We start from the raw sequence: 20,008 nt of genomic DNA on the forward strand, positions 1-20,008 counted from the left end.
GTCAGTCGATATAGATCGAGAGAGAACAGCCTTAGGAGCTGCTGGAAATACGGTGAAGCCACTCAAGGAAGAGCTTCAATTCAGAGCTGGAAAGTTGGTCCGAATGCGAGGCCTGCAGTGCCGCATTCAGGGCGATTGCCGCAACAACCACGGAGGACTTACCGGAGTCCTCCGCTGCGGCGCCACGGGCGGTATCCGTGGAGACGGCGAAAATCATGGAATCCCGGGTCATCGTTGAGAGCTCGAGGTTCCGTTCTTCCACCGGTTCGGCGATGAGCATGAGCGTGACACCCACGTTGGCCGCGAGGATGCTTCGTGCCGCTTCGCGGGGCGGCACATTGATCTGACCGGCGATAGCGGCCTTGTTCAGCATTTCCTCCAGAAGCGCTTCAGCATCGGACACGATTGCTGGGCGGCTTTCCGGCCTGATATTGCCGAACATCACCAGATAAAGGTGGGGCTGGGTCAACCCGAACTGGACGTGGTTGTCCCACATCCGCCGGACGTCTTCCAACGGTTCCCCGGACGGTGCAAAATCCCGCTCCCCCGCCACGTACTCTTCAAAACCGGCAGAAACGACGGCGTCGAACAGTCCTTCTTTGTCGCCAAAGTGGTGGTAGAGCGTTGGCGCCGTAACGCCGGCCAACGCTGTGATCTGGCGCGTTGAGACCGCTGACCCCTCCGAATTTGCCAGCAACTCAGCAGCTGCGCGGAGCAACCGAATTTTTGGCGGAAGCTGGTCATCGAAACTCATAGCCGCTACCCTAGCACCTATAGCGTTGCTATATGAAGTGGCTCACAGCAGAATTTTGTAGGCTACATTCCGCAGGCTTGGGGTGCCGTTGCCGCAGGGTCTGAACAACCAGCAGGAACAGAGGATTCAGTGCAGAATTTCCAAGGAGTAGGGGTAAGCCCTGGCCGCATCATTGGTTCCGTCCGCCAGATGCCCAAACCGGTGAGTGAACCGCCGTCGGGCGAGCGGTTGGCCGCAGACGTCAGTCCGGAGGACGCCGTCGCGGGCTTGAAAGCCGCAGCGCAAGCCGTCCACGACGAGCTCAAGGGGCGCGCGGATAGTGCCTCCGGCGACGGCAAAGCCGTCCTCGAGGCCACCGCGCTCATGGCCAAAGACACCATGCTCCTGAAGTCGGCGGCCAAACTCATCAACGCGGGCTCGTCCGCGGAACGCGCAATCTGGGAAGCCGGCGCCTCCGTTTCCGAAATGCTGCACAACCTGGGCGGCTACATGGCCGAGCGCGCTACAGACGTGCTGGACGTCCGCGCCCGCATCGTGGCTGAGCTGCGGGGCGTTCCCGCCCCAGGCATCCCTTCCTCAGACACACCCTTCATCCTGGTGGCCGAGGACCTCGCCCCTGCGGACACGGCAACACTGGATCCTTCCAAAGTCCTGGCACTTGTGACCTCTGGTGGCGGGCCGCAGTCACACACCGCGATCATCGCGCGCTCGCTCGGACTGCCCGCCGTGGTTGCCGCCCACGGCGTTGATTCCATTGCTGATGGCACAGAGGTTTACGTAGACGGCGCTGCCGGATTCGTGGCTTCCCCGCCGTCGGAGGAGCAGCGCGCTGCTGCCACCGCTTGGGCTGAAACCTCGGCAACGCTTGCTGAGTTCGACGGAAACGGCACGACGGCGGATGGCCACCTGGTCCCGCTGCTCGCCAACGTCGGAGGTGCCAAGGATGCCGTGGCAGCTGCCGGTCTGGGCGCACAGGGTGTTGGCCTCTTCCGCACAGAGTTCTGCTTCCTGGAACGCGACACCGAGCCCTCGGTGGACGAACAGGCCGCCGCGTACAAGGCCGTGTTTGATGCGTTCCCAGGTAAGAAAGTTGTGCTGCGAACGCTCGATGCCGGCGCCGACAAGCCCCTCCCCTTCCTCACGGACGCCACCGAACCCAACCCTGCTTTGGGTGTTCGCGGCTACCGGACGGACTTCACCACGCCCGGTGTTTTGGAGCGTCAACTGGAGGCCATTGCCCGGGCTGCTTCCGAGTCCGAGGCCGACGTCTGGGTCATGGCCCCGATGATCTCCACGGCTGCGGAGGCAGGCAGGTTCGCCTCAATGTGTGCTGCTGCCGGCATCCAAACGCCCGGCGTCATGGTGGAAGTTCCCTCGGCTGCTTTGACCGCCGCCTCAGTGCTCCGTGAAGTTAGCTTCGCTTCTCTCGGTACCAACGATCTCACGCAGTACGCCATGGCCGCCGACCGTCAGCTCGGACCCCTCGCTGAACTCAATACACCGTGGCAGCCCGCCGTCCTGCGGCTCGTGCAACTCACTGTGGAAGGCTCCGTTCTGGAAGGATCGGGCCGGGAGGGCAGCACCAAACCCGTGGGCGTGTGTGGTGAGGCGGCCGCTGACCCGGCCCTCGCCGTCGTACTTACCGGACTCGGCGTTAGCACGCTGTCCATGACCGCCCGCTCGCTGGCCGCAGTGGGGACTGTGCTGAAAACCGTCACTCTGGAGCAGGCCCAGGAACTCGCCCGGCTGGCGCTCACCGCGCCGAGCGCAACGGAGGCCCGCGAGTGGGTCCGGGCAAAACTCCCCGTGCTCGAAGAGCTCGGCCTCTAACCCCTTTTACTGCGTCTACTCATAAGGAGAAACCCATGCCCGAACGCACCGCCACCATCGCCAGCCGCTCCGGCCTGCACGCCCGTCCGGCCGCCCTCTTCGCAGAGGCCGCGGGAGAACAGCCGGTGGAGGTCACCATCGCCATGCAGGGCCAACCCGCCGATGACGCGCTCGACGCCGCCAGCATCCTTTCGCTTATGACACTCGGTGCCGCTAAGGGAGACGTCGTCGTGCTGAGGGCTGAGGGCGACGGCGCGGATGCAGCCTTGGACGCGCTGGTGGCGTTGCTGGAGACGGATCTGGACGCGGAGTAGTCCTTGCTGGCGGGCTTGGCTTGGCTGGCTTGGATGCCCGATCTGGCCGATCTGGCCGCCTCGATGATGCGCTGCACACTAGACGGTAGGAGCCGTCTGGTCTGCAGCGAGTCATCGAATCGGGTGACTCAGCGCTACTTCCGGGGCGTTTGGGGCAGCCGTCGGGACTGAATGGCTGCGTGCGTCTTGCGGAGTGCGCTGATGGATGCGTCATAAGAACGCTGCGCCACGCCGACGAAGAGGACGTCGATCACCATCATCTGCGCGATGCGGCTGCCCAGCGCACCGGGTCGGAAGGGCGTCTCCCGCGCGGCAGTGCTGAGCAGGATGTCAGCTTCCCGCCCCAATGGCGAATCAGCATGGTTGCTGATGACGATTGCGGTTGCGCCGGCCGATTTGGCGATCCGCAGAAATTCAACCGTGTCCATGGTGGTCCCGGAATGCGAGATAGCCACCACCACACACGTGGAATCGAGCAGTGACGCCGATGTCCAGGCTGCATGCGCTTCGGACCAACTGAAGGCCACTTTGCCGATCCTGTGCAGTTTCTGCTGCAGGTCCTGGCCCACGAGGGCGCCTGCGCCGACACCGAACACCTCGGTCCTTCGCGCACCGGAAATTGCGGCCACCGCCTCTTCCAGCTTCCCGACGTCCAGAAGTTGTGCGGTGTCCGCGATGGACATGCTCTCATTGAAGGCGATCTTGGACACCACATCCTGCAGGGAATCCGACTTGTCGATGTCCTCGTAGACGTCAGCAGGAACATTGTTGACCACGCTCTCGCGCGTTGCTTCCCGCGCCAAATCAAGGCGGAATTCCGAGTATCCGGCGTAGCCCACCTTCTTATAGAAGCGCACCACGGAAGTGGTAGACGTCCCGCACTGTTCTGCCAGGTCCCCAATGGACATAGTGGCAACTTTCGATGGCTCTGCGAGCACCACTTCAGCGATGGCACGCTCGGAGGGCCGCAACGCGGGCAAGATCGCGCGGATCCTGACCAGGACGGTCCGCGACGATTCCTCGTTCATGAGCCCTTCCACACGACCTCCTTCTGGCGCCCCGCCTTCTGCGGACCGTCATGGAACACGCTACCCGGTGGCGGGCCCCCGCCGGATGTACAAATCTTACCTAAGTTGATGACTTCGTGTAAATCATTGACATACATGTGATCCGGGTCCTACCGTCGTAGTCAGAACAGTCAGCACCACCGAACGACAGTTAGGACAACGATGGGCACGGAACTGCGCCACAAGGAGAACTCTGCCTGGCTGGAAATCAGCACCGAGGCACGCAATGAACGGACCCTTGACCTGGACAAGCGCACCACGTTGGAGATCCTCACCGCCCTCAACGATGAAGACCGGTTGGCGCCGGAAGCCGTTCGCGGGATCCTGCAGACCATGGCCGGGCTCGTTGATGCGGCGGCCGATTCCGTGCAGAACGGCGGCCGCGTCCACTACTTCGGCGCGGGAACGTCTGGGCGGCTGGGCGTCCTGGACGCAGCGGAACTGAAACCCACATTCAACCTGCCCGACAACATCGTCATCGCCCACCATGCAGGCGGCGCCGACGCCCTGGTCCGCGCCGTCGAGAATGTTGAAGACTCGTGGGAAGCCGGGGCCGAAGCGGCATCGGATGTCCAAAGCGGGGACATCGTTGTAGGCATCGCAGCCTCCGGAAGGACGCCTTATGTTGGCGGAGCACTGACGGCGGGCCGCGAGCGCGGGGCTGTGACTGCCCTGATCGCCTGTGCCACGGATCCCCAACTCGGTCCTCTCGCCGATTTCGTGCTGGCCGCCGATACTGGCCCCGAAGCTTTGGCCGGCTCCACCCGGCTCAAGGCTGGGACTGCCCAGAAGCTCATGCTCAACGGATTCTCCACTGCGCTCATGATCAAACTCGGCCGCACGTGGTCCAACCTCATGGTGTCCATGGTAGCCACCAACCAGAAGTTACGCTCCCGCACGGTCAGGATCCTCATGGAGGCCACCGGCGAGAATGAAGAACGCTGCCGCGAGGCTCTTCAATCAGCCGACGGCGAGCTGAAGGTTGCTCTCACAGCCATGCTCTCTGGTGCGGTCACAACAGAGGCCCGCGATGCCTTGGAAGCTACTTTCGGCAATGTCCGCAGCGCCACCGCTGCCCTCATCAAGCGAGCGCGTTGAGCAAGAATGTCAATACGGACAAAGCACCTTGGGCAGAGTACGCACCCGGCCCTGAGCGAATTCAGCGGCTACTCCACGCGTGAGTTGGATCGCCTGGCATTGGCGCACGACGCTTCCCACTACCTGTTGGAGCCACAGGCCATTGTGGCGCCGATGGATCCGTCCGAGGTGGGACGGATCATGGCCGCGGCCGCTGCGTCCGGGATGCCTATGGTTTTCAGGTCCGGTGGGACGTCGTTGAGTGGACAGGGCATCACAGACGGCCTTCTGATGGACGTGCGCAGGCACTTCCGTAAAGTGGAAGTGCTCGACGACGGTGCCCGGGTTCGCGTCGGACCCGGCGCCACAGTGCGGAGCGTGAATGCGCGATTGGCCGCTTATGGCCGCAAGCTCGGCCCTGATCCGGCGAGCGAGAGCGCCTGCACGATCGGCGGGGTGGTTGCCAACAACTCCTCTGGCATGTCCTGCGGCACTGAGTTCAACACGTACCAGACGCTCGAATCCCTGGTGTTCGTCCTGCCCTCGGGAACTTTGATCGACACCGCGGACACCACGGCAGATCAGCTCTTGCGTGACAAGGAACCCGAGCTTCATGAAGGCCTCGTTCGTCTCCGGCGCCGTATCCTGGCCAACCCGGATTCGGTCCGCATCATCGAGCACCAGTTCTCCATGAAAAACACCATGGGCTACGGACTCAATGCTTTCCTCGATTTCGAGGAGCCGGTGAAGATCCTTGAGCACCTCATGATCGGCTCCGAGGGGACGCTGGGCTTCATCGCCCAAGCCACGTTCCGCACCATCCCATCCCTGCAGCACGCTGCCACTGGCCTGATGATGTTCCCTTCGCTGAACGCTGCCGCCTCCGCACTGCCGGAGCTCGTTGCCTCGGGACTTTCCACAGTGGAGCTGCTGGACGCCGCGTCGTTGCGGGTGGCCCAGCTCCAAGCCGGCACGCCCGCATCCCTGGCCGCACTGAAGGTCCATCGCCACGCGGCGCTGCTGGTGGAGCACCAAGCCGCCACAGCCGCGGAACTCGACCGCAAGAGCGCCGAAAGCCAAGGGCTCTTCGACTCCCTGGACCTGGCCACGCCCTTCAATCTGTCCAGCAATCCCACCGAGCGCTCGGCCCTCTGGCACATCCGCAAGGGCCTCTATACCGCCGTCGCGGGCAGCCGCCCAGCCGGCACTAACGCGCTACTGGAGGACATCGCCGTTCCTGTCCCCGCACTTGCCGATACCTGCGAGGAACTCCTGGGCCTTTTCGATGTCCACGGCTATCCGGACAGCGTGATCTTTGGCCATGCCAAGGACGGCAACATCCACTTCATGCTCACGGAGCGATTCGACGACGCGTCCCAGTTGTCCCGCTACGAAGCTTTCACCGAAGACATGGTGGATCTGGTCCTTCGCAGACAGGGCACACTCAAGGCGGAACACGGGACCGGCCGGATCATGGCGGCGTTCGTCGAGCGGCAATACGGCCGCGAACTGTATGAGGTCATGGAGTCGGTCAAGCGCCTGGCCGATCCCGTCGGCCTGCTGAATCCTGGCGTGGTCCTGTCCGAGGACCACCGTTCCTACCTGGATCATTTGAAGACGGCGCCCGTGGTGGAGGAAGAGGTGGACCGCTGCGTCGAGTGCGGCTATTGTGAGCCGGTTTGTCCCAGCAAGGACCTGACCATGACCCCGCGGCAGCGCATCGTGATCCGGCGGGAGATCGCTGCGGCGGAAGCGCGTGGCGACCACGAGCTTGCAGGCAAGCTCACCAAGGACTACGAGTACGACGGCGTCCAGACCTGCGCGGCAGACGGTATGTGTCAAAGTGCCTGCCCTGTGCTCATCAATACCGGAGACCTCGTGCGGCGTCTCCGGGCTGAAAACAGCAACAGGCTCGCAGACAAGGGGTGGGCGGTAGCCGCGAAGCATTGGGGCGGCGTTTCCGCCGCCGGTTCGCTGGGCCTCAGCGCCGCCCAGGTACTCCCAGAGCCCTTGGTCAAAGCCGTCACCCAGGCCGGACGACTGGTCTTGGGCGCGGAGAACGTGCCGCTCTACAACGGCGCACTTCCCAAGGGCGGACACAAACGAACCAGCCATGAGCCGTCCGCACAAGGAAAGACCACGGCGGAGGCTGTCTACTTCCCCGCCTGCATCGGGGCGATGTTTGGTCCGGCAGGGTTTGGTCCGGCAGGGTTTGGTCCAGCCAACGACGGCGGACGCGGCACCGGGGAAGGCGTCACCAAGGCATTCATGAACCTCGCAGGACGGGCCGGCGTCGAAGTGGTCATTCCGGAGGGAATCGGCGACTTCTGCTGCGGAACGCCTTGGAAGTCCAAGGGGTTCACCTCCGGTTACAACTCCATGCGGGACACGGTCCTTCCGGCACTCTGGGAAGCGAGCGATCACGGGCGCCTGCCGATCGTCTGCGATGCCTCGTCCTGCACGGAAGGGCTGGAGACCTTCCGGTACGCGGCCGCATCGGGCGACACACGCCGGGAGTACTCGCGGCTTCGGTTCATCGACGCCGTCGAGTTCGTCCAGGAGCACTTCCTGCCACATCTCGGGACACCGCGGCGCATGGACTCCCTTGCGCTGCACCCGACATGTTCGTCCACTCGGCTCGGCATCAACGATTCCCTCACCGCAGTTGCCGCTGCGTTGGCGGAGGACGTCTTCGTTCCTCCCAGCTGGGGCTGCTGCGCCTATGCCGGGGACCGCGGACTGCTGCATCCGGAACTCACGGCATCCGCAACAAACGTTCAAGCCGGAGAAGTAAACCAACGCCCACACACCGCGTACGCCTCAACCAACCGGACCTGCGAGCTAGGCATGACCCAAGCTACTGGCCATCAATACCGGCACATCCTGGAACTCCTGGACGAAGCACTTCAGGACCCAGAACCCCCCAAGACAGCCTTCCCACAATCCCCACCACACCAAAGAGGACCCTCATGAGTAATTCCACGCTCGTCAAGCAACCACCTGCCAAGCAAGCCCGGCGCGCCCTGGTGGCCGGTTCGGTGGGCAACTTCATCGAATGGTACGAGTTCGGTATCTACGGATCGTTCGCCACCATTATTTCCGCTAACTTCTTCACCACTGCAGGGGCCACCGACTTCGAGGCCCTCATCAAGACCTACGCTTCCTTTGCGATTGCGTTCTTCTTCCGTCCCGTGGGCGCCTGGATCTTCGGCCGGATTGGAGACAGGATCGGCAGGCGTCCCACCCTGATCATCGTCCTGTTGCTTATGACCGGAGCCACAACGCTCATCGGCGTCCTCCCCAATTACGCAACGTTGGGCATCATGGCCCCCATCTTGCTGACCTTGGTGCGCATTCTCCAGGGGCTCTCGGCTGGCGGGGAGTTCGGCGGGGCGGTATCGCTCATGACCGAGTTCGCCCCCACGGGCAAGCGCGGCATCTATGGAGCATGGCAGTCATTCACTGTCGCATTGGGCCTCTTGGCCGGTGCCGGTGTTGCTGCCCTCCTGTCCTCGGCGATGAGCGCAAAGGACCTCTCTGACTGGGGCTGGCGCCTCCCCTTCCTCTTTGCACTTCCCCTCGGCCTCGTGGCACTGTACCTGCGGCTGAAACTCGAAGAGACCCCCAACTTCCAGCGGACCGTAGCCGCCGAGCGGAACCCGGGTTCCGCCGTCGTTGTTGTGCACCCCAGCAAGGCTGAAACCGCGAAGGCAATCCTGCTCGGAATCGGTCGTCTCATGGGTTGGTCGGCCGCCGGCTATACCTTCCTGGTGGTCCTTCCGTCCTACCTGCAGACCAGCCTGAACGCCACGTTCCAAGCCGCGCTGATCGCCACCGTCCTGGCCAATGCCGGTTTCGCCGCCTCCATCATTCCCAGCGGCATGCTCAGCGACCGTTGGGGACGCCGGCCCGTGATGCTCGCCGGTGCAGTCCTCATTGCCGTGCTGGCGCTGCCGCTCCTGAAGGTCCTGCAGGACCCCACGAGTTCGCCATGGCTCATGGGCGCAGGAGTTTTCCTTGCCGGAGCGATCGTTGGCATGCTGGCCGGTCCCGGACCCGCCATGCTTTCGGAAATGTTCCCCACCACCGTCCGTTACACCGGTCTGGGCTTGGCATACTCGCTGTCCAACGCCGTGTTCTCAGGATCCGCCGGGCTCATCATCACCGGCCTCATCGCTTCCACCGGCAACAAGGACATTCCGGCCTACTACGTCATGGCCACCTGCGTTGTCAGTGTCTTCGCGCTGGCCACCCTGCGCGGTTCCGCCCACAAGAAGGCGCTGCGGGACTAAGCCCTCCAGCCGCCAGCCGACCACACAGAGAATCAGATAAGGGAGCAGTGCCATGCGTATCATCGGCATGATGTCCGGAACGTCCTACGATGCGATCGACGCCGTAGCCGTCGACGTCGACAGGGACGGCGATGCCTTGGTGCTGACCCTCCTGGGTACTGTCAGCGAGTCCTACCCGGTCGAGTTGCGGGCGGAAGTGGCGGCACAATTGCCGCCCGCAACCAGCTCCATGGAACAGGTCTGCAAACTCGATACGCGGATTGGGCAGGCTTTCGCCAGGCTCGCTGTCCGGGCCAACGACGAACTCTGCAAGGGGCGGGCAGAACTGATCGCCTCCCATGGCCAAACCATGTTCCACTGGGTGGAGTCCGGCGGGGTCAAGGGAACACTCCAGCTCGGCGAACCGGCCTGGATCGCAGAAGCGACGGGCTGCACCGTGGTGTCCAACTTCCGTACGCGGGATGTAGCCGCCGGCGGCCAAGGCGCACCCTTGGTCAGCCTCTTCGACACACTGTGGCTTCGGGGACTGCCGGGAACGCCCGTGGCGCTGAATCTGGGAGGCATCGCCAACATCACGGTGGCTTCCGGCGAGCCAACGGCGTTTGACACGGGTCCGGCCAACGCGTTGATCGATGCTGCCGTCACGTCCATGACCGCAGGACAGCAGCAATACGACCACGACGGCGAACTCGGCGCCCGCGGCAGCGTCAGCTCCGCTTTGCTCGACGAGTTGCTTGCCGAACCGTACTACCGCCTGCCGGCCCCCAAATCGACCGGCAAGGAACTGTTCCACTTGCCCTACCTGGAAAGGGCCATGGACGCTACCGGAACCAAGAGCCTGCCTATCGAGGATGTCGTGGCAACGCTGGTAGCGCTCACCGCCCGCACTGTCGCGGACGCCGTGGCCGTCGCAGGAGGAACGTCTGTCATTGCCTCCGGCGGCGGAACGCGGAATCCCACGCTCATGGGCACTCTGCGCGGGGAACTCGGCCGTTCCGGAGCAGCCGGCGTCGAGCTTTTGACGTCCGACGAGCTCGGCCTGCCTTCCTCCGCCAAGGAGGCCGCGGCATTCGCCATTCTGGGGTACCTGACGGTAAACAACTTCCCCGGTACGGTAGCCAGCTGCACGGGGGCACGCCATGCCAGCATCCTTGGTTCGATCACGCCGGGCTGGCAGGGCTTCCAACCGACGAATTCCGCGGGCTCCCCGGCCTCCGCGCCCGGGGCGCCCACGAACCTCAGGATCCAGCAACCCGCCGATTAGACCGTTCCCTGCGCACTAGACGGTAGGAGTCGTCTGGTATGCAGCGAGTCATCGAATCGGGCTCACCCGCTTGGATGCCAGGCCTACGGCAGTGCCGTCACCACCACATCCTGGTAGGCCGCCCTGCCGTCGAACACGTTGACGCCAACCTTCCCGGAAACAAGGGCAGAATCCGTGACGTCGATCAGTTGCGTTCCATCCACGGACACTGTGATCCTGTTGCCAACAACCGAAGTGTCCAGCGCATAGCTCACCCCGTGACTCAAGGCCGCCGGAACGCTCGCGAGCACCGTAAAGACACCGTTGTTCAGCGAGAAAACCCGCACCACGCGGAGATTCGGGTCCAGATTCACGTAATAGGCACTGGATCCATCGGCGGAGGATCTGAGCAACACCGAGCCCGCGCCCCCGTACCCTTTCTCCGGAGCCAGGTCCCGGTTGAGCATCTCGCCAGCGAAGGGATCCCCACCGAAACGAACGGTTGCCTGCACGCGGACGTCAGTGAAGGCAGCCGGACTCATGGCCGTCGAGTCTTTGTCGAACGTACCTGCCAGGCCTGCGCCCGTGCTCTCCCATTTGCCGCCCGGGACCACTGAATAAGTGCCGAGGTTGTGTCGAGCCGTCCCGCCCGAAGCCGGCAGAACGTCCGACGGCGGCGCGGTAGTCAGGCGCGCAGTGTCGCTGAGCTGGTGTACTTTGACGGACACCAGCCGGGCATTCCCCCCGCCCGCCGAAAAGGACAAACCTGTGGAGGACGGGTCCGGGAAGATCAGCGAAGTGATGGCAGCCGTGCCGTCACCGCCGAAGACTTCCACGGAGGATGCGTCCACCAGGATTCGGAGCTTCACGCGGCGCTCGGAACCTACCAGGGTGGAACTCCATGGCGCCGAGGAATTGTCCGCCTCAGACCCCGCGAAGTACCGGGTGAAGTCCTCCCGACCGGCCGTGCCGCGGTCCACGGTGAGTGCGGCAGCACCGGCGTCGTACTTCACTGTTGTTTCTTGAGCGCCCGTTGATCCGGTCCCTTTCCTTAGCCCGAACGCGAAGGACGTGGCACCTCCGGAAGAAGGAATCCCGACCTCCGCCTCAAGCTCGAAGGAGCGACCGGAAACACCCGCAAGCGCATTCGCGGAGCTCGGCGTCACAGTCACATCGGAGGCCTGCCAGGTTGATGTCCGCAGGGACTCTTCCTCCACAACGGGAGCCTGCGTCAGCCGGAGCCCGGCGCCGGGAACGTCAACAAGCTTGAGCTCACGTGGGATGGACAATTGGCCATTCCATCGGCCCGTTGGAGGGCTGAAAGCGTAGTCCCAATTGCTCATCCAGCCGATCATGATCCGTCGGCCGTCCGGGGCACCGAAGAAGCTCATGGCCGCGTAGTAGTCCCTGCCGTGATCCGCTTGAAGCACCTGGGAGGCAGGAGTGTCCGGCGCAAACACCGTGCCGTTCCACGTGCCCGTCACATACTGTGCCGCTGAACCGTTCGTGGCTCGGACAGCTCCCGTGCTCCACCACAGCACCCAGCGCTTCACGCCGGGCTGGCCTTCCACGGGCATTTCGAAGAGGTCCGGGCACTCCCAGACGCCGCCGCGGATCCAGTCGCCGTAGCCGAAGCTGCCTTGAAAGGTCCAGTGGATGAGGTCTGTGGAGGAGTAGAAGCGGATATGGTCGCCGGCTGCCACCACCATGACCCACTTGCTGGACCCGGCGTCCCAAGTGACCTTAGGGTCGCGGAAGTCCCAGCCGCCGTCGGGACCGCCCGGGTTTTCCACCACAGGAGCGGCTTGGACTATCTGCCAGGTGCGGCCTTGGTCCTTGCTGTAGGCGGCGCGAACGGACTGGTTTCCGTTCCAGGCATCATGGTTGAAGCTCGTGTAGTAGGCGATCAGGCCGGAGCCGCCGTCGAACAATCCACTCGCATCCGAGGCGTCCACCACTGCCGAACCGGACCACGACTCCCCTGCTGCCATGTGCGGCAGGGCGATGGGTTGCTGCTTCCAGTGCAGCAGGTCGGAGCTGACGGCGTGCGCCCAGCGTCCGCGGTCCTGGTGGAACAGGTGGTACTCCCCCTGGAAGTACACCAGCCCGTTGGGGTCCGAACTGCTGCCCGAGTTCTGGCTGTAGTGGTAGCCCGGCTGGTAGAGCCCATTCATGTACTGGTCCACGCTGTCCGCGCGAACGTTCTGGAACCAGGCTGATCCTGTGGCCAGCAGGGCGAAGCCCGTGCCGGTCGCCACGGACACAGCGCCATTTAGCACAGGCGTGCCATTAATCAGCACGGAGGCCTCGGTCCCCCGAACTGTGAGCTGAACGCGGTTGAGTTGCCCGGCCTTGAAGCTCGTGGCAGGCAAGGTTCCGGAGTGCAGCAACGCTGAAGTGGCCCGGTCGTACAGCTTCGCGGTGCCCGCTCCGGGATCGATCCGGAGTTCGGTACCGCCGGTGCCGTCCGCCCCGCTGCGGGCCACCACTGAGGCAGTGGCCGGTGAGGTGACGGTCAGGTCCAAGGAGGCTACGACGTCGGACGCCACCGCCGGGATGTACCTCACTGCGGTGCCGCTAGTCACCGAAGCCCGGAGACCCTTGGAGTCGGGCTCCCACGAACCTGCGGAGCTCCGCCAACCCTGCAGGGACGTCTCCAGTCCGCGCAGCGTCATGCTCTGGAACGCGGCGGTGCCGTTGTAGGAACCGAGGCCCACATGGCCGGACGCTTGCGAGGCATCCGTGGCAGTGATGGCGGGCATGGTGCCGTTCGGGTCAAGGAAATCGGTCTGCCAGTAGACAGCCAACTGGTTTCCGAGCGCCGTGACCCGAAGGCGGTAGACCTTGTTGAGCGTGATGGCTGTGGTGAACGTGCCGAGCGTGGCGTTGTCCGAGACCCGGTACAGGCGCAAGCGGCCAGCGTTGGGGTCGACCTCCGCGGCGTAGCCGGACGTTCCCGATGCATTGGTTCGAAACAGGGCTGTGCCCACGCCGTATTGAGCCGTGACCTGGACGTCAGTGGAGAAATCGACGTCGGCGGGCGACTCCCCGGTAGCGATGGCGCGGATGTTCGTGCCGGCTGGGGCCGCGCCGCGGAAGCCTGTGGCGGTCGCTGACCAGCCCGCACCGGTGACTGCCCAGCCGCTGACATTCGCGTCGATGGTCCGCACACCGGGCGTGCCGAAGACCACGGTTCCGTTGTAGGCGTGCAGGCCCACTCGGCCCGATTCGTAACGGCGGTCCGTGGCGTCAATCCTGGCAACCCCGTCCACTGCCACGAAGATCCGGGGCCCGTCCACGTGGACGTCCACGCTGTAGGACTGTCCCGCGGTGAGGGCTACGGTTGCGGGGGTTACGATGTCCTCGCCCGTCGCGAGGTCGAACAGCCTCACGCGGTCCAGGTTGGGGTCGATCGTCGCCGCGTATCCGGCGCCGGCGTCGGGAGTCGCGCGGAAGACGAGCGCGCCCACAGCGTAGGGACTCCCGGCGTCGACCTTTACTTCGACCGTGTAGCGGGCGGTGCCCGCCACACGCTGTTCACTGACCGCAGCGATGTTCTGTCCGGAAGGCGCGACGGCGGTGTACCCGCCTTCCGCTGACCGGGTCCAGGAACCACTGACTCCGACGACATCTGGAATGGGGCTGGTGGTGCTGTTGAGTGTGACTGGCGCGGGGTCCAGGGCCACCGCCGGAGCAGTGACCCCCGTTCCCGCGAAACCAACACCCAGGACTGCGGCCGCGAGGCCGGCAACTATTCTCTTGTGCATTCAGATCGCCTTTGATCTCAGGGGTGAGAGAGCGTTCGCCAAAACCTCCCATGATCTGAGAGAGGATCGGCGAAAAACGCTTGGGATGTGAGAGAGGATCGGTGTTAGGGGAAGAGGGGACGCGGGCCTTTCCAGGAGTCGGCCATGGTCCAGGCGTCGAAGCTCGCCAGGGTGACGGTTCCCTCCGCTGCCGCGAGGGTCACGCGCTCCCCGCCCAGCGTCGGGTACACACGGGCCGTGAGCGGCTTGCCATTCGCGAAAATCTCGACGGCGGACCGGTCCACCAGGACGCGCAGGCGCACCCGTCCGTCAGGCATTGGGAGCGGGCCGGACTTGTCCTCCACATCCACGTCAGGGTCAAGGCTGCTCCGGGTGCGGTCGAGTCGGAGGGTGCCGTTTTCGCCCTCAAGGAAGCGGCTGAGTTCGATGACCGTCTCCTCAGCACCATCCTCCGACCCCAGGATGCCCAGTTGCAGCACAGCTCCCGGTGCCAATTGCACGTCCAGCTCAAGGTCCAACTGGTTACCGGACACTCCCGTATCCAGGGGCTTGCCGGAGCCCACCAGGACTTGTCCCGGAACGCTGACGTGATCCCGGCGGAGCTTCTCCACTTCAGGGACAGGCGCAAAAGCCAGGGTTCCGTCGTCGGCCAGAGTGGTGACGCGCGGCAGGCTCATCACGCCCGACCATCCGGCCTCCACCATCGCGGCGTCGCTGCGTCCTTCCTGCATCCAGCCGAACATGATACGCCGCCCGGACTCGTCCTCGAACGACTGCGGTGCGTAGAAGAACCGACCGCCGTAGTCGAGCCGGTGCAGGGCTGCAGGCTCGAAGGTGTCCCCCGCGTAGCGACCGGTCCAGTACAGCGGGTGGCGGGTGTCGCCGTTGTCCCAGGCGGAGAAAACCAGCACATCAGGATCGGCGTCGGCAGAAAGTTCGGTGGTCAAACCCAGGGAACCGCCGCCCGCGCGGAACATGTCCACGCACTCCCACATGGTGCCGGTCCAGTCGGTGTCTGCCGGATCTCCCTGCGAGGCGTCGCCGATGAACAATGGACCGATGTAGTCCCACGAGCGCAGGTCCTCCGACTCGTAGAGGAACGCCGTGCCGCCGCGCCCACGAATGCCCGAGCCCACCAGCTGCCGCCACTTGGTGCCCTCGCGCCACACGCAGTGGTCCCTGTACGCGGTGATGTCCACACCCGCCGGAGGGGCTGCGATGACCGGGTTTTCGGGCACTTTGGTCCAGGTCATGAGGTCCGCAGATCCCACGGCAACGCAGGGCAGCTCACGCTCGTCGAGTCGTCCCGAGTACACCAAGGTGGGCGTACCGCCGTCGTTCACCAACACACCGGACCAGCAACCGTCGGCGTCCGGACCCCCCGACGGCTCCAAGGCCACCGGCTGGTCCGTCCAGGTGACGAGGTCGGTGCTGGTGGCATGGCCCCACTGGATCCGGTGGTGGAACGCGCCCTCCGGGTTGTACTGATAGAAGAGGTGGTACACGCCGTTCCACTGGCTCACGCCGTTGGGATCGTTGAGCCAGCCCGCCGGGGAAACAAAGTGGAATCGCGGCCGGAGGGGATCGGCCTCGGCGCGGGAAACCAGCTCGTCACGCGGAACGGTGGCGAGCGGGTGGGTCAGTTCAGTCATGCGGAAGCCTTCTTGTCTGTCTTCTCGGTCGCCAGGGGTTCATTAGCCAGCGCATGTCCGCCCGCTCCAGCCCGCGGCCGGTAGAGGTGGCAGCGGACCCAGTGGCGGTTCGCGGGATCGCCAACCTGGTGGCGTACGGGTTCGGTGTCCGAGCAGGCCTGGTCAGGGTCGCCGTCGAATGCGCAGTGCGGGGAAGCCATCACGGCTTGGCGCAGTTCGGCCCGGCGAACGGGATCGTAGGAGCCAGCGCGGGCCGGGTCCGGTACAGCGGACACAAGCAGCTGGGTGTACGGGTGGGCCGGGTTGGCCAGCAGGTCAAGGGACTCGCCCTCCTCCACGAGTTCACCGGCGAACATGACCGCTGTCCGGTCTGCCAAATAGCGGGCCGAGGCGAGGTCGTGCGTGATGTACAGCATGGAGATGCCCTGCTCGTCGCGGAGCTTGCGCATCAGGTTCAGCACGCCGATCCGCACTGAAACATCCAGCATGGATGTGGGCTCGTCAGCCAGGATGACCTGCGGCTCCACAGCGAGCGCACGGGCGATCGCGACGCGCTGACGCTGGCCGCCTGAGAGCTCGTGGGGGTAGGAGTTCAGCATGTCGGCCTGCAGGCCAACGGTGGTCATGAGTTCCTCGAGCCGCCGCTGGGTGTCGGACTCCGAACCGCCTTTCCCGTGGATCGCCAGCGACCGGCGCAGGAAGTGTTCGATCCTGTGGGCTGGATTGAGCGAGCCGAAGGGGTCTTGGAAGACCATCTGCAGCTGTGACCGGAAAGCACGGGACGCTTGGAACCGGTCACGCTTGAGGACGTCGACGCCGTCAACCAGGATCGCGCCGGTGCTCGGCTTTTCGAGCCGGGCAACACAGCGGGCCAGCGTGCTCTTGCCGGAGCCGGACTCCCCCACGAGTGCCACGATTTCGCCGCGGCCAATGGTCAGGTCAACGCCGTGCAGGGCCCGGACAGACTGACGGGAGAAGAGGCCGCCGATGGGAAACGACTTACCCAGACCGCGGACTTCGAGGGCGGGCGTGTCGCTGGCAACGGCAGGACGTGCGGCACTTTCGGGATTGGGGGAAAGTACTGAGTGGCTCATCGTGCGACTCCTTCCAGGATCGCGGGATCAACGGCCGTGGTGCCGGCAACCGCCAAAGCGTCGGCACCAAACGGTGCCACGAGGTGGCCGGGCGCCACTTCGGCGAGGTCTGGGATGTTCTGGAACTTCACGCCGTCGGGCAGTCCCGTCAGCGGAACCCGCGGACCGGTGAGCGGCGGGAAGGCGCCCATGAGCGCCTGCGTGTAGGGGTGGCGCGGGTTGGCGTAGATGTCCTGGGCCTTGGCCGTTTCCACGATCCGTCCGCCGTACATGACGGCCATGCGGTGCGAGAGCTCCACCATGAGGGACATGTCGTGCGTTATGAAGAGGACGGAGAAGCCCAGTTCGCGCTGGAGTTCCTTGATCTGCGCCATGATTTCCTGCTGCACCACCACGTCCAGTGCGGTGGTGGGCTCGTCCAGGATCAACAGCGACGGCTTGAGGGCGACGGCCATGGCGATGACCGCCCGCTGCCGCATGCCGCCCGAGAGCTGATGCGGGTAGGACTTCAGGCGCGCGGGATCGATCCTCACGAGTTCCAGCAACTCGCCCGCCCGGCGGAGCGATTCCTTGCGGGAGTAGCCGGCGTGGGTGGTGAAGATGTCCACGATCTGCTCGCCGATGGTCAGGACCGGATTGAGCGAGTTCATGGCCGACTGGAACACCATGGCCACGTCTTGCCAACGGAAGCGCCGCAGTTCCTCCGGGCTCATGGCCATCACGTCCTTGCCGCCAAAGGAGATGCTGCCCCCGGAGATCTTGGCGGGATCCTTCAGCAGGCGCATGATCGAGTTGGCGATAGTGGACTTGCCGCAGCCGGACTCGCCCGCGAGGCCGAACACTTCGCCGGTGCCGATGCTGAAGGAAACGCGATCGACGGCGGTGGTGGAGCGGGTATCGCCCACGTACTTCACGGTGAGGTTCTTGACGTCCAGGACGGGTTCGTGGGAGCCGAAGGAGACTTGGGAGATGGTCATTTTGCGGCGCTCGTTTCGATGTCTTTCGGGGTCTTGATCTTTCGCAGCCGCGGATTAGTAACCTCGTCCACGGCGTAGTTGATGAGGGCAAGGGCGAACGCGACCAGTGCTATGCACACGCCTGAGGGCACAAAGACCCACCAACTTCCGGTGAGCAGGGCACCCTCGTTGCCAGCCCAGAAGAGGTTGTTGCCCCACGAGACCGTGCTGACATCGCCCAAGCCCAGGAACTCCAGGCCTGCTTGCGCGCCGATGCCGTAGATGACGCAAGCCAGCAGGGTGCCCATGACGATCGAGGCCATGTTCGGCAGGATCTCGCGGAACATGATCCGGCCAGCCCGTTCGCCCGACACCACGGCGGCGGCCACGAAGTCCTTGGAACGGATGGACAAGGCCTGCGAGCGCAGCACGCGGGCCGAACCGGCCCAACCTGTGACCACGAGTACCAGGATTACGGTGCCCAGGCCCGGCGGCAGGAACGCGGCCAGGATAACCAGCAACGGCAGGCCGGGAAGGAGCAGGAAGACGTTGGTCACCAAGGAGAGTGCTTCGTCGATGAACTTGCCGAAGTAGGCAGAAGCAAGGCCCACCAGGATGCCGACGAACGTGGACGCGAAGCCTACGGTCAGCCCGACGAACAGGGAACTCCGTGAGCCGTGGACGGTCAGCGCGAGCACGTCCTGTCCCTTGGCGGTGGTGCCCAGCCAGTGCTCGGCGGAGGGTTCCAGCGAGGCCATCCCGGTGATCCGCGACGGGTCGCCAGGGAAGAGCACGGGCGCCAGCAACGCAAGTGCGATGAACACGAGCATCACGGTCAGGCCCAGCATGGCCTTCTTATTGGTGAGGAGTCCGTGGACGAAGCTGCGGTTGGGCTTGCGGACAGCCGGGGTTGGAGTTGGCTGCTTCAGAAGTGCGGTTGTCATGATCAGTCCTCTAGTTGCTGCGCACGCGCGGGTCGAGGCGGACGTAGAGGATGTCCACCAGGAAATTCGCCAGCAGCACGGCGGCGGTGATAGTCAGGAACAGACCCTGCATGAGGGGGTAGTCCAGGCCTTGGACGGCGTTGAGGAGTTGGTAGCCCACGCCGGGATACGCGAACACCACCTCGGTGAGCAGCGCACCTCCTACCACGAAACCCAGCCCCATGCCGAAGCTCGTGACGGACGGCAGCATGGCATTCCGGGCTGCGTACCGGAGCATGATGCGGCCTGGACGGAGCCCCTTGGCCTCGGCCATGGTGATGTAGTCCTCCGAGTTCGTGGCGATCATGGTGTTGCGCATGCCCAGCATCCAGCCGCCAATGGAAACCAGCACGATCGTCAGTGCCGGCAGCGCGAGGTGCGCACCGACGTCGCCGATGAACTCCCACGTAAACCCGGGTTCCAAACCATCCGTGAACGCGTGGCGGATCGGGAACCAACCCAGCACTACGCCGAACAGGTACAGCGCACCCATCGCGAGCCAGAAGTACGGGAACGAGCCGATGAACACCAGCACCGGAGGCAGTGCCGAGTCGATAGCGCCGCCCCGCCGCCAAGCGGCCAGGATGCCCAGCAGGTTACCCACGACGGCGGCAATCACCAGCGCGGTTCCGCCCAGCAGGAGGGTCCAACCGATCTGGGAGGAGATAACCTCTGTGACCGGTGTTGGGAAACGGGAGATGGAGACGCCCATCTGGCCCGTGAAGATGTTGTGCATGTAGTCGACGTATTGCTCCCAAATGGGCCGATCGTCCACGCCAAGAAGCTTGCGCAGGGCCTCGATCTGTTCGGGCTGCATTCTGTCCTGGGAGCGGGCAAACATGCGGGAGACGGGGTCGCCGGGCATGAAGCGCGGGAGCAGGAAATTCAGGGTGATGGATGCCCAGAAGGCGATCAGGTAGAAACCCAGGCGGCGCAGGATGAAGCGCACGGTTTCCCTCCATTCGGGAATTACGGAAAG

14 protein-coding genes are annotated in these 20,008 nt (G+C 64.4%); 6 read left to right on the forward strand and 8 right to left on the reverse strand.

Annotation, left to right across the window (positions count from 1 at the left end):
• Positions 1-31 precede the first annotated feature (31 nt).
• Positions 32-754, reverse strand: a complete 723-nt coding sequence (locus tag LDN75_RS22480) for a TetR/AcrR family transcriptional regulator (RefSeq protein ID WP_223934882.1) — start codon at positions 752-754, stop codon at positions 32-34.
• Between the two features lie 129 nt (positions 755-883).
• On the opposite strand from LDN75_RS22480, the gene ptsP reads away from it, so the two are divergent.
• Both ptsP and LDN75_RS22490 read left to right on the forward strand, forming a co-directional pair.
• Complete coding sequence (ptsP, locus tag LDN75_RS22485; RefSeq protein ID WP_223934883.1) at positions 884-2,584, forward strand: phosphoenolpyruvate--protein phosphotransferase; 1,701 nt, start codon at positions 884-886, stop codon at positions 2,582-2,584.
• 35 nt (positions 2,585-2,619) lie between these two features.
• Positions 2,620-2,898: an HPr family phosphocarrier protein gene (locus LDN75_RS22490; RefSeq protein WP_223934884.1), complete on the forward strand. Its 279-nt coding sequence runs from the start codon at positions 2,620-2,622 to the stop codon at positions 2,896-2,898.
• Between the two features lie 134 nt (positions 2,899-3,032).
• Here the strand turns inward: LDN75_RS22490 and LDN75_RS22495 are convergent, their stop codons facing one another.
• Positions 3,033-3,926 (reverse strand): MurR/RpiR family transcriptional regulator, encoded by an 894-nt coding sequence (locus LDN75_RS22495; protein ID WP_223934885.1) that lies wholly within the window; start codon positions 3,924-3,926, stop codon positions 3,033-3,035.
• Between the two features lie 201 nt (positions 3,927-4,127).
• On the opposite strand from LDN75_RS22495, the gene LDN75_RS22500 reads away from it, so the two are divergent.
• From LDN75_RS22500 to LDN75_RS22515, 4 genes are read left to right on the forward strand one after another with little or no spacing between them, the layout of a single operon-like run.
• Positions 4,128-5,063: an N-acetylmuramic acid 6-phosphate etherase gene (locus tag LDN75_RS22500; RefSeq protein WP_223934886.1), complete on the forward strand. Its 936-nt coding sequence runs from the start codon at positions 4,128-4,130 to the stop codon at positions 5,061-5,063.
• Between the two features lie 6 nt (positions 5,064-5,069).
• Positions 5,070-8,015, forward strand: a complete 2,946-nt coding sequence (locus tag LDN75_RS22505) for an FAD-binding and (Fe-S)-binding domain-containing protein (protein ID WP_223934887.1) — start codon at positions 5,070-5,072, stop codon at positions 8,013-8,015.
• Positions 8,012-9,334 (forward strand): MFS transporter, encoded by a 1,323-nt coding sequence (locus LDN75_RS22510; RefSeq protein ID WP_223934888.1) that lies wholly within the window; start codon positions 8,012-8,014, stop codon positions 9,332-9,334. Before LDN75_RS22505 ends, LDN75_RS22510 begins: the two co-directional genes overlap by 4 nt.
• Positions 9,335-9,386: 52 nt before the next feature.
• The gene (locus tag LDN75_RS22515; RefSeq protein ID WP_223934889.1) at positions 9,387-10,598 is read left to right on the forward strand and encodes an anhydro-N-acetylmuramic acid kinase; all 1,212 of its coding nucleotides are present in this window, start codon (positions 9,387-9,389) and stop codon (positions 10,596-10,598) included.
• An 83-nt stretch (positions 10,599-10,681) separates the two neighbouring features.
• Here LDN75_RS22515 and LDN75_RS22520 read toward each other — a convergent pair whose 3' ends face one another.
• The 6 genes from LDN75_RS22520 to LDN75_RS22545 all read right to left on the reverse strand — a co-directional run bounded on the left by LDN75_RS22520 (position 10,682) and on the right by LDN75_RS22545 (position 19,978).
• Positions 10,682-14,344, reverse strand: a complete 3,663-nt coding sequence (locus LDN75_RS22520; RefSeq protein WP_223934890.1) for a glycoside hydrolase family 32 protein — start codon at positions 14,342-14,344, stop codon at positions 10,682-10,684.
• A gap of 104 nt (positions 14,345-14,448) precedes the next feature.
• Positions 14,449-15,996: a glycoside hydrolase family 32 protein gene (locus LDN75_RS22525; protein WP_223934891.1), complete on the reverse strand. Its 1,548-nt coding sequence runs from the start codon at positions 15,994-15,996 to the stop codon at positions 14,449-14,451.
• On the reverse strand, positions 15,993-17,090 hold the full coding sequence (locus tag LDN75_RS22530) for an ABC transporter ATP-binding protein (RefSeq protein ID WP_223934892.1): 1,098 nt from the start codon (positions 17,088-17,090) through the stop codon (positions 15,993-15,995). Before LDN75_RS22530 ends, LDN75_RS22525 begins: the two co-directional genes overlap by 4 nt.
• On the reverse strand, positions 17,087-18,067 hold the full coding sequence (locus LDN75_RS22535; protein WP_223934893.1) for an ABC transporter ATP-binding protein: 981 nt from the start codon (positions 18,065-18,067) through the stop codon (positions 17,087-17,089). The genes LDN75_RS22530 and LDN75_RS22535 overlap by 4 nt, the downstream gene beginning before the upstream one ends.
• On the reverse strand, positions 18,064-18,990 hold the full coding sequence (locus LDN75_RS22540) for an ABC transporter permease (RefSeq protein ID WP_223934894.1): 927 nt from the start codon (positions 18,988-18,990) through the stop codon (positions 18,064-18,066). Before LDN75_RS22540 ends, LDN75_RS22535 begins: the two co-directional genes overlap by 4 nt.
• 10 nt (positions 18,991-19,000) lie before the next feature.
• Complete coding sequence (locus tag LDN75_RS22545; protein ID WP_223934895.1) at positions 19,001-19,978, reverse strand: ABC transporter permease; 978 nt, start codon at positions 19,976-19,978, stop codon at positions 19,001-19,003.
• Between the last annotated feature and the right edge of the window lie 30 nt (positions 19,979-20,008).

This window comes from Arthrobacter sp. StoSoilB5 (genome assembly GCF_019977235.1).
Taxonomy (GTDB): Bacteria; Actinomycetota; Actinomycetes; order Actinomycetales; family Micrococcaceae; genus Arthrobacter.

Bases quoted from the DNA above. Each gene is read 5' to 3' on its own strand.
- LDN75_RS22480 (WP_223934882.1), bottom strand. From the start codon at position 754: ATGAGTTTCGATGACCAGCTTCCGCCAAAAATTCGGTTGCTCCGCGCA.
- LDN75_RS22490 (WP_223934884.1), top strand. From the start codon at position 2,620: ATGCCCGAACGCACCGCCACCATCGCCAGCCGCTCCGGCCTGCACGCC.
- LDN75_RS22495 (WP_223934885.1), bottom strand. From the start codon at position 3,926: ATGAACGAGGAATCGTCGCGGACCGTCCTGGTCAGGATCCGCGCGATC.
- LDN75_RS22500 (WP_223934886.1), top strand. From the start codon at position 4,128: ATGGGCACGGAACTGCGCCACAAGGAGAACTCTGCCTGGCTGGAAATC.
- LDN75_RS22505 (WP_223934887.1), top strand. From the start codon at position 5,070: ATGTCAATACGGACAAAGCACCTTGGGCAGAGTACGCACCCGGCCCTG.
- LDN75_RS22510 (WP_223934888.1), top strand. From the start codon at position 8,012: ATGAGTAATTCCACGCTCGTCAAGCAACCACCTGCCAAGCAAGCCCGG.
- LDN75_RS22515 (WP_223934889.1), top strand. From the start codon at position 9,387: ATGCGTATCATCGGCATGATGTCCGGAACGTCCTACGATGCGATCGAC.
- LDN75_RS22520 (WP_223934890.1), bottom strand. From the start codon at position 14,344: ATGCACAAGAGAATAGTTGCCGGCCTCGCGGCCGCAGTCCTGGGTGTT.
- LDN75_RS22525 (WP_223934891.1), bottom strand. From the start codon at position 15,996: ATGACTGAACTGACCCACCCGCTCGCCACCGTTCCGCGTGACGAGCTG.
- LDN75_RS22530 (WP_223934892.1), bottom strand. From the start codon at position 17,090: ATGAGCCACTCAGTACTTTCCCCCAATCCCGAAAGTGCCGCACGTCCT.
- LDN75_RS22535 (WP_223934893.1), bottom strand. From the start codon at position 18,067: ATGACCATCTCCCAAGTCTCCTTCGGCTCCCACGAACCCGTCCTGGAC.
- LDN75_RS22540 (WP_223934894.1), bottom strand. From the start codon at position 18,990: ATGACAACCGCACTTCTGAAGCAGCCAACTCCAACCCCGGCTGTCCGC.